Raw genomic sequence first — 14,839 nt, 5'->3', positions numbered from 1 at the left:
GAAAGCCAGCCCGTGCCGAACGGGCGACGCGGAATATGGGGCGGGCTTGCGCGGTTCGCGGCGTCATGCTGATAAGGGCAGCATAAATAAGGTCGCTGATGATGATGGACTTGGGCGGGGGCCGGTTCGCCTTTTATGCCAAACGCTATTCGCCCCGGAAGGCGAGCATCCGGCTTCGCGTGCTGGAGCCGATGGCCGCGCTGCGCGACGCCGGATTGCGGATCGCGCGCTATCCGCGCTTGCGCCGTGCGCCCGCCTACGATGCCGTCGTCATTTCCAAGGCGTTCGGCCGGGGCGCGATGAAGGTCGCGCGGGCGGCAGCGGCGGCGCAATCCAGCCTGATCTTCGATATCTGCGACAATCGCTTCGCCAATAATCGCTGCCAGCGTTCCGCCCGCCACGGCATGCGGACCAATCACCTGCTGTGCCGGGCGGACCTGGTGACGGTGCCGACCGAACGCATGGGCCAGTTGCTGATCCAGTCGGTGCCGGACATCAGCGACCGGGTGCGGGTCGTCCCCGATATGCTGGACGACATGTCGGCCAAGGGCGCCCGCCGGCTGCCGCTGCTGGATCGCTGGCGGCTGGGCCAGCTGGAGCGGTTCCATGCGCGGCACGGCGGTGCGCTGCATTGCGTCTGGTTCGGCAACAACATGCCGGGCGTCGCCGGGCTGTGCCAGCTGCGGGACAGCGTCGCGGAACTGGAGCGCTTCGCCGCCCGCCATCCCGTGACGTTGACGATCATCAGCAACAAGCCCGCTCTTTATCGCACGGCGTCGGCGGAGTGGGGCATCCCCCATCATTATCTGCCCTGGTCGCTGGCAAGCTTCTCGCGCGCGCTGCGCGCCCATCGCGTCGCCATCATCCCGGTGCCGCGCAACGACTATACGCTGGGCAAATCGATCAACCGCCCGGCAACGGCGATGATGGCGGGCCTGGGCGTGATCGCGGATTCAATCGAGTCCTATGAGGAATTGCGGCCCTATATCGTGCTCGACGATTGGCAGGGCGGGCTCGCGCGCTACGCCTTTGGCTGGGAAGGGGAGCAGGAGCGGCTGGCGGCGGGGCGGGCCCATCTCGATCGCCATTACGGCCGCGACCGCATCGCCCAGCGCTGGACCGAGGTGCTGCGCGAAGCCGAAGCGCGCAGGATCGCGCAAGCCTGACAGGCTTTTAGCGCCGCGTCGCCCCGCGCTGAATTGACGCGCGCCCGACCGATGCCTATTTGCCGCTCAATTGTTTGCGGCGTGGCTTGTTGCGCCTTCTAGTCCTTTCGCTCAGGGAGAGCTCATGTTCGGCGCACTCGCCAAGTCCATCTTCGGATCGTCCAACGAACGTTATGTCAAGTCGCTGGGCAAGGTGGTCGAACGGATCGCTTCCTTCGAGCCTTCGATTCAGGCGCTGAGTGATGAGGAACTGGCGGCGCAGACGGTTCGGTTCCGCGAACGGCTGGCGGCGGGAGAGACGCTGGACGATTTGCTGCCGGAAGCCTTCGCCACAGTGCGCGAAGCGTCCAAGCGTGTCCTGGGCATGCGTCATTTCGACGTGCAGATGGTGGGCGGCATCGTCCTGCATCGTGGCGAGATCGCCGAAATGCGCACCGGCGAGGGCAAGACGCTGGTCGCGACGCTGGCCACTTACTTGAACGCGCTGGAGGGCAAGGGCGTTCATGTCGTCACGGTGAACGACTATCTCGCCAGCCGCGACTGCGACTGGATGGGCCAGGTCTACCGCTTCCTGGGGCTGACCACGGGCGTCATCGTCCCCAACCTGTCGGAAGACCAGCGGCGCGCCGCCTATAATGCCGACATCACCTATGCGACGAACAATGAGCTCGGCTTCGATTATCTGCGCGACAATATGAAGTTCGATCGCGGGTCGATGGTGCAGCGCCCGTTCAACTACGCGATCGTCGATGAGGTCGATTCGATCCTGATCGACGAAGCGCGCACGCCGCTAATCATTTCGGGTCCCACCGACGACAAGTCGGAACTCTATGTCGCCGTCGACGCGATCGTGAAGCAGGTGACCGAAGCGGATTACGAGAAGGACGAAAAGCAGCGCACCGTCACCCTGACCGAGGACGGCACCGAGAAGATCGAGCGGCTGCTGGAGCAGGCGGGCTTGCTGCAGGGCGCGAACCTCTATGATTTCGAGAATACCGCCGTCGTCCACCATGTGAATCAGGCGCTGCGCGCTAACGTCATGTTCCGCCGCGACATCGACTATATCGTCAAGGACGGCAAGGTCGTCATCATCGACGAGTTCACCGGCCGCATGATGGACGGACGTCGCTGGTCCGACGGCCTGCACCAGGCTGTCGAGGCCAAGGAAGGCGTCAACATCGAGCCCGAGAACCAGACGCTCGCGTCGATCACCTTCCAGAATTATTTCCGCATGTACCCCAAGCTGTCGGGCATGACCGGGACGGCCGCGACCGAAGCGACCGAATTCTACGAAATCTACAAGATGAACGTCGTCACCATTCCGACCAACCGGCCGGTCCAGCGCGTCGACGAGGAAGACACATTCTACAAGAGCCTGGAGGACAAGTTCCGCGGCATCGCCAAGACCATCAAGGTCCATGCCGAAAAGGGGCAGCCGGTGCTGGTCGGCACGGTGTCGATCGAAAAGTCCGAAATGCTGTCGGAATTCCTGAACCAGGAAGGCGTCAAGCATGCCGTGCTGAACGCGCGCTTCCATGAAAGCGAAGCGCATATCGTGGCGCAGGCCGGCCGCAAGGGCGCGGTGACGATCGCCACCAACATGGCCGGCCGCGGCACCGACATCAAGCTGGGCGGCAATCTGGAAATGCGGGTCGAGGACGAGCTGCGCGACATGCCCGATGGCCCCGAGCGCGAGGCGGCGATCGCCCGGATCGAAGCCGAGATCGAAGCGGAGAAGCAGGAAGTGCTGGCCGCCGGCGGCCTGTTCGTGCTGGCGACCGAGCGGCACGAAAGCCGCCGCATCGACAATCAGCTGCGCGGCCGTTCGGGCCGTCAGGGCGACCCGGGCCTCTCGCGCTTCTACCTCAGCCTCGACGATGACCTGATGCGCATTTTCGGCCCGGACACGATGTTCGCCAAGATGATCCGGTCCAACCTGGAGGATGGCGAGGCGCTGCCGCCGTCCAAATGGCTGAGCAAGGCCATCGAGACCGCGCAGAAGAAGGTCGAGGCGCGCAACTATGACATCCGCAAGCAGGTCGTCGAATATGACGACGTAATGAACGACCAGCGCAAGGTCATCTACGAACAGCGCAGCGACATAATGGACGCCGACACGGTGGACGATGTCGTGACCGACATGCGGCACGAGACGGTCAACGACCTGGTGGGCGCATCCTGCCCGCCCGGCACCTATCCCGAACAATGGGATATGGAGCGGCTGAAGGCGCGCACTGCCGAGATACTGGGCCTGGAGCCCGACTTCGACGCCTGGCTGGCCGAAGACGCGGTCGACCCCGAAATGATCGAGGAACGGCTGGTGGCACTGGCCGACGCTGCGGTGGCCGAGAAGGTCAAGGAGATCGATGCGGCCGACTGGCACATGATCGAGAAGTCGATCCTGCTCCAGAGCCTGGACCATCACTGGAAGGAACATCTCTCGACGCTCGACGCGCTGCGCCAGGTGGTGCATCTGCGCGCCTATGCGCAGAAGACGCCGATCAACGAATATAAGCAGGAAGCCTTCGCCCTGTTCGAACGCATGCTGGAAAATATCCGCGAGGATGTGACCGGATCGATCGCGCGGGTGCAGTTCCGCATGGAGCAGCCGCCGCTGGAGGATTATGGGCTGCCCGTGCTGCCCGATTTCATCACGACGCATATCGACCCGTTTTCCGGCGAGGACAACAGCGGCGATATCGACGCGGGGCAGCTGGGCGGCATCACGACCACCATCCCCCGCGCTCCTGCGCCGGCGGCACCGGGTGAGGACTTCTCCAATCTCGACATCAGCCGCAATGCGCCGTGCCCCTGCGGATCGGGCCAGAAATACAAGCATTGCCACGGCGCGCTCGCCTGACGCATCCGGGCGCGCTGCTCGGCCGGCGCGCCCCTGATCGCCGCCGGTAACCTTTTTTCAAGATTTGAGGCGGACTCTGTGTGTCTTAACCCCGGGGGGCAAACCGGGAGAGAGGCGATGGAACAGACGGTTTGCCGGGCGCGGGCGGAACGCAGGCGCGAACAACGCTTCGCCGCCCAGATACCCGCGATGCTGAGCTGGAACGGCACCAGCCAGCCGGTGGAGGTGCGAAACATCTCCATCTATGGCGCGCTGGTCGTGGGCGCATGGCTCCCGATCGTGGGCGAGCGCGTGACGCTGATTGCCGATCATCTGGAAGTGTGCGGCACGGTGATCTGGAATGGCCCGGACCGCTGCGGCCTGCTGCTGAGCCACGCCATCGACCCCCGCGCGATCATTGGCGAGGCGCATGTCGCTGACGCACAGGACGCACCGATCACCCTGCGCGAGGTGTCGCCCGGACAATATGCGTAAAGACGATCTCTATGGGGATAGTGGCGGAGGCAGACGACTCTTCGGCAAACTCGCTCGAAGTATGCCCCACATCGCGCCAGCATGCCCTCGTATTCGTAGGTGAATCTTCGCTTTCGAGGAACTTCTCTGCTCAAGACGAGATGCAGCAAAACCCCGGTTTTGAGGCTTCCGCCAGTATTAACTTGATAGTGTTTTCCGGCCACGCCTTCGTTGTGTCGCAGTCAAACGGGCCTGAGCGAAAGGAAACGGAAATGAAGGCAGCACACATGAACCAAATGGAGTTGGCCGCACGCTGGCGGATTAGCCCTCGTACTCTTGAGCGATGGCGGTGGATTGGGGACGGGCCACGTTTCGTCAAACTCGGCGGCCGGGTCGTCTACCGCTTGTGTGACATCGAGGAGTACGAGCAGGCGATGATCCGGTCGAGCACCTCGGACCACGTTCCTACCGAGCAAGCGGGCGCGTGACCATAGCCCCAGTATGGCGGTTGGCCGAGGCGCAGCCGCCATTCCGCCCTCTCCCTTGCTTGCAGACCCTACCAATTTCGATTGAACCCACACCGCTTCTCAGATAGCTTGATCGAAAATCCAGAAACTGGGCTGGCCTAGTTTCGGGACGGATCATGTCACTGGGAGTGCATGGTGGTAACAGAGAAGGCTGATCTTCGGTGGGGCGTCGAGCGACGGCTCGAATTCATCGAGTTCCGCCTGTTTTGGGAGGGGCATGTGAATCGGGGGGATCTGATGGATGCGTTCGGCGTGTCGGTGAACCAGGCGTCCACCGACCTGAACCGCTACATCGGCATGGCTCCGAACAACATGGTCTACGACAAGAGCGCCCGAACCTACATCCGAGGCAGCAAGTTCGACCCCCTGTTTTTGAAGCCGGACGCCAGCCGTTACCTCTCTCAGCTTCGTTCCGTTGCCGACGGTATCCTCGACCTGGCTGATGCTTGGATCGGGCAGTTTCCGTCCTACGACTCCGCGCCGACGCCAGTGCGGGGGGTCAACGCCAAAACGCTACGTTCGGTGGTCGCCGCAATTCGCCGATCAGAAGCCATCGAGGTCAAATACCAGTCCCTGTCCCGGCCGGAGCCGCGCTGGCGCTGGATTGCGCCACACGCGATCGGGTTCGACGGTTTCCGCTGGCATACACGGGCCTTCTGTCTCACCGACCAGAGCTTCAAGGACTTCCTTCTCTCGCGGATCATCGAGACCCGTAACACCAAGCCGAGCGAGATCAGCGCTGAAGGGGATGCCGACTGGAACGAGCATGTCACTTTGGAGATCGGACCGCATCCTGAACTGTCTGAGACGCAGCAAAAGGTCATCGCGCTCGATTGTCAAACGGCGTTCAAAAGGGACCCCCGATCGGCGTCGAAGAGGGACCCCCTTTTCAGATAATATGATGCTGGTTTGTTGAAGATGGCCTTGCGCTGCGTGCGGCGGAGGGCGGGCGTAGCCCGACCGGAGGCGCGCGCAGCGCAAGATAGATTTTTGAAGGCGCCGAAGGTGGCTGTCAGCTGCGGTTTTTGAAGCGCCAGCTGTCGTTGCCCGTCTCGACGATATCGCAGTGGTGGGTGACGCGGTCGAGCAGCGCCGTGGTCATCTTGGGATCGCCGAACACGGTCGGCCATTCGCCGAAGGCGAGGTTCGTGGTGATGATGACGCTGGTCCGCTCATAAAGCTTGCTGATGAGGTGGAACAGCAACTGCCCTCCCGAGCGGGCGAACGGCAGATAACCGAGCTCGTCGAGAACGATCAGGTCGAGCCGCGACAGCTGCGCCGCCAGGGTCCCGCCTTTGCCGATCCGGGTCTCCTCTTCGAGGCGTGTCACCAGATCGACGGTGTTGAAGTAGCGGGCGCGAGCGCCCCTTCGCACGACATTGGCGGTGATCGCGATGGCGAGGTGGGTCTTGCCTGTCCCCGTGCCGCCGACCAGCACGATATTGCGGCGAGGCGGGAGGAAGGAGCCATCGTGAAGGGAGCGGATCATCTCCTCATTGATCGGTGTGCCCTCGAAGCTGAACCGCTCCAGGTCCTTCACCACGGGCAGCCTCGCAGCCGTCATCCGATAGCGGATGGAGGCTGCATCCCGGTGGGTCGCCTCAGCACGGAGCAGGTCGGTCAGTATCTCCATGGTGGTGCGCTTGCGCTGGAGGCCGGTGGTGACCGCCTCGTCGAACGCCGCCGCCATGCCCTTGAGTCCGAGGCCGCGCATCGTGTCGATCATATCATGCCGCTGCATCATAGCCTCGCAGCAGATCATAGCGGGCACAGTCGGCGAGCGGAGGATGCTGCAGCATCCGGTCTTCCGAAGTGACGATGCTGTGGGGTGTCGCCGGCTCGCGGCGCCGGGAGAGGATGTTGAGGATCAGCTCGTCGCTGGCCGTTCCGTTCGCCAACGCTTCGCGCACGGCAGCCTCTACCGGCTCCAGGCCATCGGTGAGCACCGCCGAGAGGACCCGCACGAACCTGCGATCGGCCTCGTCCCCGGTGCCGAGCCTTCGCCGTAATCGGTGCAGGGCGGGCGGCAGATCCCAGTCCTGGAACGGTGCGCCGTTACGCAGCGCGCCGGGCTTGTGCGCGAGGACCGGCAGATAATGCCAGGGATCGTATATCGTGCGGTTCCGACCGAAGTGGCGCTCATGCTCCCCGACGATCGCATCGCCGCAGCGTATGACGATGCGATCGGCATAGGAGCGCACCTGAACGGTCCGGCGTGCGGCCGTCGACATGACCGAGTAGCGGTTGCGATCGAAGCTGATGAGGCAGGTGCCGGTGACGGCATGCTCGCTCTCATGGAAGCCGTCGAACGGTGCCAGGATCGGCTGCAGGGCCGGTCGCTCCATATCCAGCGCCTCGGCGACGGTAATATCCCCGCGTTCGGGATGGGCATGATGCTCGGCCCAGCGCCGGCACTCGGCCTCCAGCCACCCGTTGAGCTCGGCCAGGCTGGCGAACCGGAGCCGCGGCTGGAAGAAGCGGCCTCGGATTGTCTGGACCTGCTGCTCGACCTGGCCCTTCTCCCATCCCGCCGCCGGCGAGCAGGCGGTCGGCTCGACCATGTAATGATCGGTCATGATCAGGAAGCGGCGGTTGAACACACGCTCCTTGCCGGTGAACACGGCCGTCACCGCCGTCTTCATATTATCGTAGATACCGCGTCGCGGCACACCGCCGAAGAACGCGAACGCCCGGGCATGGGCATCGAACAGCATCTCCTGGCCCTCGCGCGGATAGGCCCGGACATAGGGTGCGCGCGAGTCGCAGAGACGCATATGCGCCACCTTCACCCGCATCGGCTTGCCGGCGATCTCCACATCCTCGTGGCTCCAGTCGAACTGGTAGGCCTCACCCGGCTGGAAGGTCATCGGGATGAACGCCGGTGCGCCTTCGCCAGCATCCTTCCGCCGCGCAGCACGCCAGCGCGCCGCATAGCGGCGCACCGCATCATAGGATCCATCGAACCCCTCGCGCACCAGCAGGTCATGGATACGCGTCATCCGTAGCCGATCGCGGCGGCCGCGACCTTCGTTCTCCTCAAGCAGCGCATCGAGACGATCCTGATAAGGACCGATCCGCGGCAGCGGCTGGACTTTGCGCTGATAGTTGAACGCCGCCTCCGGCGACCGGATCGCTTTGCGGACGACCTTCCGCGACAAACGAAGGTCACGAGCGATCGCCTTGATCGCCTTACCCGCTGCATGCTCACGCCGAATCCGAACCACTGTCTCCACGATCAACATCCCGTTCTCGCCAACTGATCAAAACCAGTCGGCCGACTAAATCCCCGGGATGAAGGGGTCCTTTTTGCACGCCGATCACCCCACGAAGGGGGTGCCTATTGCACGCTGATCCTCACCCGGCACAGATTCCTGCCTCCTCAACGCGGCCCATCGGGGGCGGCGCAAGACAGCAGGAGGAATCCATGTTCAAAATGACGAAAGACGATCTGGCCAAAAAAACCGACGCGCAGCTTGCAGCACTATTTCAGGAGGCGAGCAAGGGCCTTGCCAGCGGCAAGCCAGACCTTGCATCGGCTCAATCCCTCGTCGTGATGATCAACAACGAGCTTGCCGCCCGAGCGCCGCGCTGAGAGCACCCCCGAAGGGGCTCCATGCGCACTCTTCCTTTTTGTCTGCTATCATTGCAACGACTATCCATTGACCGAACGACGCGCAGAGACAGGGCCTCAGCAACGGTGCAAGAGGCCAATGTGCTACGTCATTTCCCGAACTGTTTGACGAGGAACTCCAACGTCATATTATCAGAAACCGCATCATGCGGGATCAGGACATAGCGCCAAGGCTTGCCTCCATAAGAGCGGGCGTGCTCGGAGGCCCATGAGCACCATTGCACAGCGACATCTGCTTTCGACAACACGTCTTTGTCGGACATTTGCGTCGCCATCTTCGGCTCCAGCATCAGGATCGTGTCGCTTGTCTCGGCAACGAAGTCTGGCTGGTACTCAAGGTGATCTGAACCGCTGCGATAATACATCTGGAACTGGCCCTTGGCAGGACGAAGCCATTTCAGAGCTTCCCGCTCTAGGATGACGGCAAGGCGGCGTTCGGTGTCTGAGTGGAACTTGGTGACGTCGGACAAGCATTTGGCAAAACCTCCGAAGAGGTAGCGCGCCATGTTGCTCTTGTCGGCGGGCGGAGTGCGGTAATCCAGTGGCGGCTCGGTTAGCGCGGTGTAAGCCGTCTCCTTGAGGTCAGTGAAGCCCTGACGCACTTCATGATGATACTCGACAGTATCATCTTTCCAGAAGTGGTCTTGCATCTGGGCGTGAACCGCGCGTGCAATCTCACGCTGATGCAGTGATAAGACCTGACCGACTTCGTCGTCGGACAGATAGGTCCGGAGATGATTCACCATTTGCTCGGCGAGATCGTAAAGTAGATCGGCGTGGTCGTCGTAAGCGATATCAGGGAAGTCAATCAGGCCGCTGACGACGTAGTCTTCGAGACGGGTTTCGAGAAGGTTGCCTTGCGAGAGCCCGATGATGTCAACCTGATCGGTGCGGAGATGCTTGGCCCATAGCTCTTCGCTCGGTGCGGGATATCGTATACCGGAAAGATCGAGTTTGAATGGTTTGAAGCCAGCTCTGACTTCCCCCTTCGGCATCACGGTGATGCGCGGGATGTCGATAGTGCGCTCGGCTATCAACTGCGCAGTTGCTGCGATTACTGCTGCGATGTCGGGCTCGGGCTTGGTAATGCCCTCAAGCTCCAGTTGCGGCGGTTGATACTGGCTGCGAACTTCCTTGAGCACTTTCTCCTGAATTTCGGGACGCGAAAGGAAGCTTGTGCTCGGCACTTTTTCAGGCTGACGGGATAGCTTGCGGAACGCTTCATAGGCAAGCTGTGCGACGCGCACTTCTGCGGGGTCTGTGAACACTGGTGCCTGTACAGGTGCGCCCGACGGAATTGTACTGCCATCTGCCTGCGCGGTCTGTAATCCGAGTCCCGTCAAGATCGTCGGCGAAGAGATGACGGTCTTGGTCTTTCGCTCAAAGTCAGCTTCCTCAAGGATAAGCTGCTTGAGGCGGATCGGCGAATTCGGATTGTTCGCCTCATCCACAATCTCCTGAAACCGATCATGCGCGACGATGTTCAGGCGGTCCACGGCAGTAACCCCCGTCCGCTTACCGTAGGGTAAACGAAGACCGCGACCGATGCTCTGCTCGATCAACGTACGCGCGTTCGCGGCGCGAAGCGGAATGATCGTGTAAAGGTTGGTGACGTCCCAGCCTTCTTTCAGCATGTTGACGTGAATGACAATCTCGACCGGATTGTCATTGCGCTCGACTGTCAAAAGCTTCTCGACGGTTTCCTCCTCCTTCACGCTGGAATCGACCTGGATGACCTTTCCGGCGTAGCGGCCCTTGTAGAAATCATCGGACTGGATGAAGGCCATCAGGTCAGCTGCGTGCGAAGTGTCGCGTGCGATTACCAACACAAACGGCTTGACGATGTTCACGCCATTTTCGCGGGCGTAGGTTTCCAGCTCGACCTTGACGGTTTCATGAAGGCGGATGCCATCATTGAGTTTCATCTCTTCGATAGCTTTGGCAGACTTGCCAGCGGGGTTGAAATCCTTGCGTGTGACGACGGCAGGTTCCTTCACGAAGCCGTCTTCCATCGCCCGGGCAAGAGGATAGTCGAACACGACGTTCTGAAACGCGACGGGGCCGCGCGTGCCTTCTGTGAATGGGGTTGCCGTCAACTCAAGGCCCAGAACAGGCTTCAGCTCGTTGATCGCTCGCATCCCTGCGGTCGCACGATAGCGATGCGATTCATCCATCAGGAGCACTAGGTCGGGAAGGCTGGCGAGATAGTCGAAATAGCTCTCGCCGATTTCCTCGCGGAAGGAGCGAATGCGCGGGCTCTTTCCTCCGCGAACCTCAGACGCAATTTTCGCGATGTTGAAAATGTTGATCGTCGTCGGGAAGAGCTGCCCCCCCGAAGCAATCTGCCGTTCATAGGTCTCGCCGGTCGTGAGCACGGGAGGCGAGATCGCAAACTCGGCGACGCCTTTGAACACATATTTCGGGGTGTTGGGAGTGAAGTCGTGGATCAATTTGTTGTAGATCGTGAGGTTTGGGGCGAGGACAAAGAAATTGTCGATGCCATGCGCGATCTTCAAATAGGTGATGAACGCGCCCATCAAGCGCGTCTTGCCGACGCCCGTTGCGAGTGCAAAGCAAAGTGACGGGAAGTCTCGCTCAAAGCCGCTGATCGTCGGGTATTCGCTGTGGATCACCTCAAGGGCTGCATCGATATCCGCTGCTTTCGAAGGCGGCGCGATCTCAGTTACGCGGTTGAGGATTTCCAGACTTCGGCGCTGCGGCGGACGAAGGCTTAGACGCGCTGCAATGGCGTTGACGTGGCGGAGATTGCTCATGCTTCATCTCCTTCGTCAAAAAGGCCCGTTTGGGAAGGAGCGGCTACCGGCTCCTGCTCTGCCATCGGCAGGTTTGCGACATTGAGGCTGTAGTCATCATGCCCCCATTCGCACTTGCTGCGGATGTGGTTGGGAATCTTTCGTAGCGTCAGATTTGGCCATTGATCAGCATTACCGCGCCAGGCCGCACAAAGGATCATCAAGGTGCGTTCTACACCAACCTCACTGCTCAGTGTTGCTAACTCCTCAGCACCGAGCGTCTGCGTGGTGACAAAGATGAAGTCTGATTCAGACGAACGGCCTTGCTGCCAATAGACCTCTGGGCTTGGTCCATAGGCAAACCCTTCCAGCTTGCAGACGGCCTGTGCAAGCATCTCGGCGTTGTATTCGCTGGAGATGACTTCGCGACCCCATTTGTCTTTCGTTAGAAGTGAAGGGGCGAGTTCAACGAACCGGAACCCGCCGCCGCCTTTCCACTCTAGCATGCCCGTCACGCCACCATTATCCTTGCCATCAACGATCATCTTCAAGCGGGGAAGGATATGAGTTTGGCAATGATCGCCTAACTCGATCATGATCCAGCGTCGCCCCATCTTGTGAGCGACGGCCCCTGTGGTTCCCGATCCGGCGAACGAGTCCAGAACAAGGTCACCAGGCTGGGTGCAAATATCAAGTATCCGCTTCAAGAGTTTTTCGGGCTTGGGCGTCCCAAACCACTCGGACTTGCTCCATTGAGGGAAAAGCTTCTTCTGCTCGAACTTTGCCTGTCGATTGTGGCCAGTCTCGTCTAGGTCGATCCATAGCGATGATGGAGGCAGTCCACCTTGTTCCCACAGGTAGGTTCTGCGACGAATTCCTTTGCCATCAGGACTGAAGCGGATTTCTCCGGTTGCCATTTTCTCTGCCAAGGTTTCCTTGGACCAACGCCAACCGTTGGCGGGCGGCTTGATGGTGTGTCCTTGGGGAGACTTGAGATTAAAGATTAAATTTTCCCGATATGCAGGCGATCCAAGCGGGTTCCCGTCGAACCACGGTCCCCGAGGGTCGTTATCGGGATTTTTGAAATGGCCGGACTTTTTGTCGTTGCCCCGCGTTTTATTGGATAGCCACCCCTCACATTTTGAATACACTAAAATGTGATTATGATCCAAAGAGAATTGCTTTGCATCATTGTTGCTATTGTCGGATGATTTCCAAATAACGTCTGCCACGAAACACTTGCGCCCAAAAATTTCGTCGCACATGACTTTCAGATAGTGGGCCTCGTTGTCATCAATCGTGATCCACAATGAGCCGTCGTCGGAAAGAAGCCGACGCAAAATTTCCAACCGATCTCGCATTAACCCAAGCCAGATGCTGTGCTCTAGGCCATCGTCGTAGTGTTCAAATGCACTTCCCGTATTGTACGGAGGGTCGATGAAAACACATTTCACTTTGCCAGCATAGTCAGCCTCAAGCGCCTTCAGCGCGAGCAAGTTGTCGCCATGAATCAGAACATTGTCGAAGATGTCGGCGTCACTAACGCGCTTTGCCGCATGATAGCTCTTCGAAGGGGCGTCGATGAGAATACGTGGCTCAATCCTTGGCCGGTTTTCCTTGCCCACCCAGGTCAATTCGAGTTTCTGTTTTTTTGTCATGCTAGATTACCAACTTGGGGAGCTTGGGTTGAGAGAAAGTTGAACAGGCCTACCGGATACGGGTCATTGCCGATAGGCAACGCGAGTAGCGGGGGCAGAGCCGGATTGTGTTGAAGGCCGTAATGTTCAGTCATCATAGTGCGGATGACGGTACTGACATCGGCTTGGGTTTTGAATAGGTTGAGAGGATTCCGTCCGACCGTCAAGGGCTGCGTCTCGGCCCAAAGTCTCTGACGGAGATTGTCGAGTTCCGGACCGACGGAGGCGGCGAGTTTCTGGGGGTCTAAGGCGGGATCGGCAGCGATTACGACCCTTAGCCGCTTCATCATTACGAAGGCAGTAGCATAGGAGCCATGCCGGTAGGTCAGGCGTTCCTGTTCGCTGCCAGCGCCTGACGCTTCTTCGCTCATGCGTGTTGCGATGTACCGAAATGCGAGGACGGCGTTGCGCAGCTCAAAGGCAGTCAGAGCTGGCGCGAAGATTTCTGAATATGGGTATTGACCCACTTTCTGGAGACTGGCGGCATTGCGCTTTGCCATTACCGGCAAGCGCGGATCAGGGCGAAGCATGGCTAAAGCGAAGGCAGCCTCTTCCGCACGAATGATGGTCTGGTCAGCAGGGTCGAGAGCCTCGGCCTGGTAGGCGTAGCGATAGCCCAGCAATGCCAGCTCACGGCGAATGCGTTCCTGTTCGCCATCGAGCGCGATGAAGTCGGCTTTAGCCACATCGTTCTGATGATTACGCGCGCGTGTGACCGATTGGCCAAACGTATTTTCCGCATCGGCTGCGATCACCGTTACCAACACGCGGGCATTGGATATGCTTCCTGAACCTGCCGCACTCATGCGGCGCGCCGCCGTCGCGACGGTCTGAGCTCCATTGACGATGGACAACTTGGTGATCTGAAAGCTTTTCCCTTCTCGGCTACCGGATCGGCCTTGCACCGTACTGCAAAGTGCGGTCACGCCGTTGTTGAAGAATTCGAAGTCAGCGGGATTGGCTTGGAGGCTCGCGTCGATTGCTCGGTTCACATCCGTGCGATGGCCGAGCGACGCCCGAATATTTCTTGCGTAGAGCGCCCGCCCATATCGAAGGTGGAGACGGGCAAGCTCTTCAAGCTTCACCATCCCGATATAAGCCGTGCGCGGGCCTGCCAGCTTTGCCCAATCAAAGAGCTTGAGTTTGCAATTAACCTGTTCGTACGCATTCACGGCGCGCATGGCCGTGATGACATCTTGTTCCGCGAAATCAACGACGGGCACCGTGAACCGTTCTTCGCCGTGCGCTGGATCAGCGATCATATCGATCAAGGCTTGATTAGGATATTGCCCGAGTTGATTGCCCGTGTGCGCGACAACAAGCTGTATATGCTCGCAATCTTCCAAAGCTATATCGATCTCACCTTGGCGGTCGATGACGTTCTGGTTGAAGCCGACATAGTCCGAGACGATCAGCTTCCTGATCCCGTGAACGAAGCTGTTGGCCTCTTCCTGCGTGAATTGCTGGGAAGCCTTGAGCTTGCTCTGGATCAGGAACAGAGTTTTGATGTCGGCTTGATAGTAGATGGCATCGATACCCAGATCGCCGAAATCATCGACGACTGATGCGCACGCATCCGCGATACTCGCGCCACAATGGTGGTGCACGAAAAACGCGCTGAGCGAACGGGCAAGATTTTTCTGATCGTTCTGCGCCGCGTCCGGTGATGGAAGCAGCAGTGGCGGCAAATTACCTGCATAGACCTCGGAGAGATGGCGCTTGAGAAGTATAAGCTGAGCGGCGTCCATGTCT

The 14,839-nt window shown here is 59.9% G+C and carries 11 protein-coding genes; 6 read left to right on the top strand and 5 right to left on the bottom strand.

Translation table 11 applies throughout. The annotated features are described in order from the left end of the window. Window positions 1–98 precede the first annotated feature (98 nt). From ACGGKE_RS03875 to ACGGKE_RS03855, 5 genes are all read left to right on the top strand, one after another. On the top strand, window positions 99–1,166 hold the full coding sequence (locus tag ACGGKE_RS03875; RefSeq protein WP_394440196.1) for a hypothetical protein: 1,068 nt from the start codon (window positions 99–101) through the stop codon (window positions 1,164–1,166). A 124-nt stretch (window positions 1,167–1,290) separates the two neighbouring features. Then, window positions 1,291–4,026: a preprotein translocase subunit SecA gene (gene secA, locus ACGGKE_RS03870; RefSeq protein ID WP_394440194.1), complete on the top strand. Its 2,736-nt coding sequence runs from the start codon at window positions 1,291–1,293 to the stop codon at window positions 4,024–4,026. Between the two features lie 117 nt (window positions 4,027–4,143). Next, window positions 4,144–4,500, top strand: a complete 357-nt coding sequence (locus tag ACGGKE_RS03865) for a PilZ domain-containing protein (protein WP_394440192.1) — start codon at window positions 4,144–4,146, stop codon at window positions 4,498–4,500. Window positions 4,501–4,520: 20 nt separating this feature from the next. Further along, on the top strand, window positions 4,521–4,967 hold the full coding sequence (locus ACGGKE_RS03860) for a helix-turn-helix transcriptional regulator (protein WP_394440190.1): 447 nt from the start codon (window positions 4,521–4,523) through the stop codon (window positions 4,965–4,967). Window positions 4,968–5,138: 171 nt separating this feature from the next. After that, window positions 5,139–5,903: a WYL domain-containing protein gene (locus ACGGKE_RS03855; RefSeq protein ID WP_394440188.1), complete on the top strand. Its 765-nt coding sequence runs from the start codon at window positions 5,139–5,141 to the stop codon at window positions 5,901–5,903. A gap of 115 nt (window positions 5,904–6,018) precedes the next feature. Here the strand turns inward: ACGGKE_RS03855 and istB are convergent, their stop codons facing one another. Further along, the gene (gene istB / locus ACGGKE_RS03850) at window positions 6,019–6,747 is read right to left on the bottom strand and encodes an IS21-like element helper ATPase IstB (protein WP_031304487.1); all 729 of its coding nucleotides are present in this window, start codon (window positions 6,745–6,747) and stop codon (window positions 6,019–6,021) included. Beyond that, window positions 6,734–8,248, bottom strand: coding sequence for an IS21 family transposase (gene istA, locus ACGGKE_RS03845; protein ID WP_021238707.1), 1,515 nt, complete (start codon window positions 8,246–8,248; stop codon window positions 6,734–6,736). The genes istB and istA overlap by 14 nt, the downstream gene beginning before the upstream one ends. A 182-nt stretch (window positions 8,249–8,430) precedes the next feature. Between istA and ACGGKE_RS03840 the strand changes: the two genes are divergently transcribed. Further along, window positions 8,431–8,598 (top strand): hypothetical protein, encoded by a 168-nt coding sequence (locus ACGGKE_RS03840; protein ID WP_394440186.1) that lies wholly within the window; start codon window positions 8,431–8,433, stop codon window positions 8,596–8,598. 128 nt (window positions 8,599–8,726) lie between these two features. On the opposite strand, the gene ACGGKE_RS03835 is transcribed toward ACGGKE_RS03840, so the two are convergent. From ACGGKE_RS03835 to ACGGKE_RS03825, 3 genes are read right to left on the bottom strand one after another with little or no spacing between them, the layout of a single operon-like run. Next, window positions 8,727–11,411 carry a DEAD/DEAH box helicase gene (locus ACGGKE_RS03835; protein WP_394440184.1) on the bottom strand — a complete coding sequence of 895 codons (2,685 nt, stop codon included), beginning with the start codon at window positions 11,409–11,411 and terminating at the stop codon, window positions 8,727–8,729. Further along, complete coding sequence (locus ACGGKE_RS03830; RefSeq protein ID WP_394440182.1) at window positions 11,408–13,048, bottom strand: site-specific DNA-methyltransferase; 1,641 nt, start codon at window positions 13,046–13,048, stop codon at window positions 11,408–11,410. The genes ACGGKE_RS03835 and ACGGKE_RS03830 overlap by 4 nt, the downstream gene beginning before the upstream one ends. Further along, a complete protein-coding gene (locus ACGGKE_RS03825; protein WP_394440180.1) occupies window positions 13,045–14,835 on the bottom strand; it encodes an AIPR family protein in 1,791 nt (596 codons plus the stop codon). Before ACGGKE_RS03825 ends, ACGGKE_RS03830 begins: the two co-directional genes overlap by 4 nt. Window positions 14,836–14,839: the final 4 nt, after the last annotated feature.

The sequence above is a fragment of the Sphingobium naphthae genome (assembly GCF_043589935.1).
Lineage (GTDB): Bacteria > Pseudomonadota > Alphaproteobacteria > Sphingomonadales > Sphingomonadaceae > Sphingobium > Sphingobium naphthae_A.
This window is presented reverse-complemented; position numbering and strand designations above follow the sequence as displayed.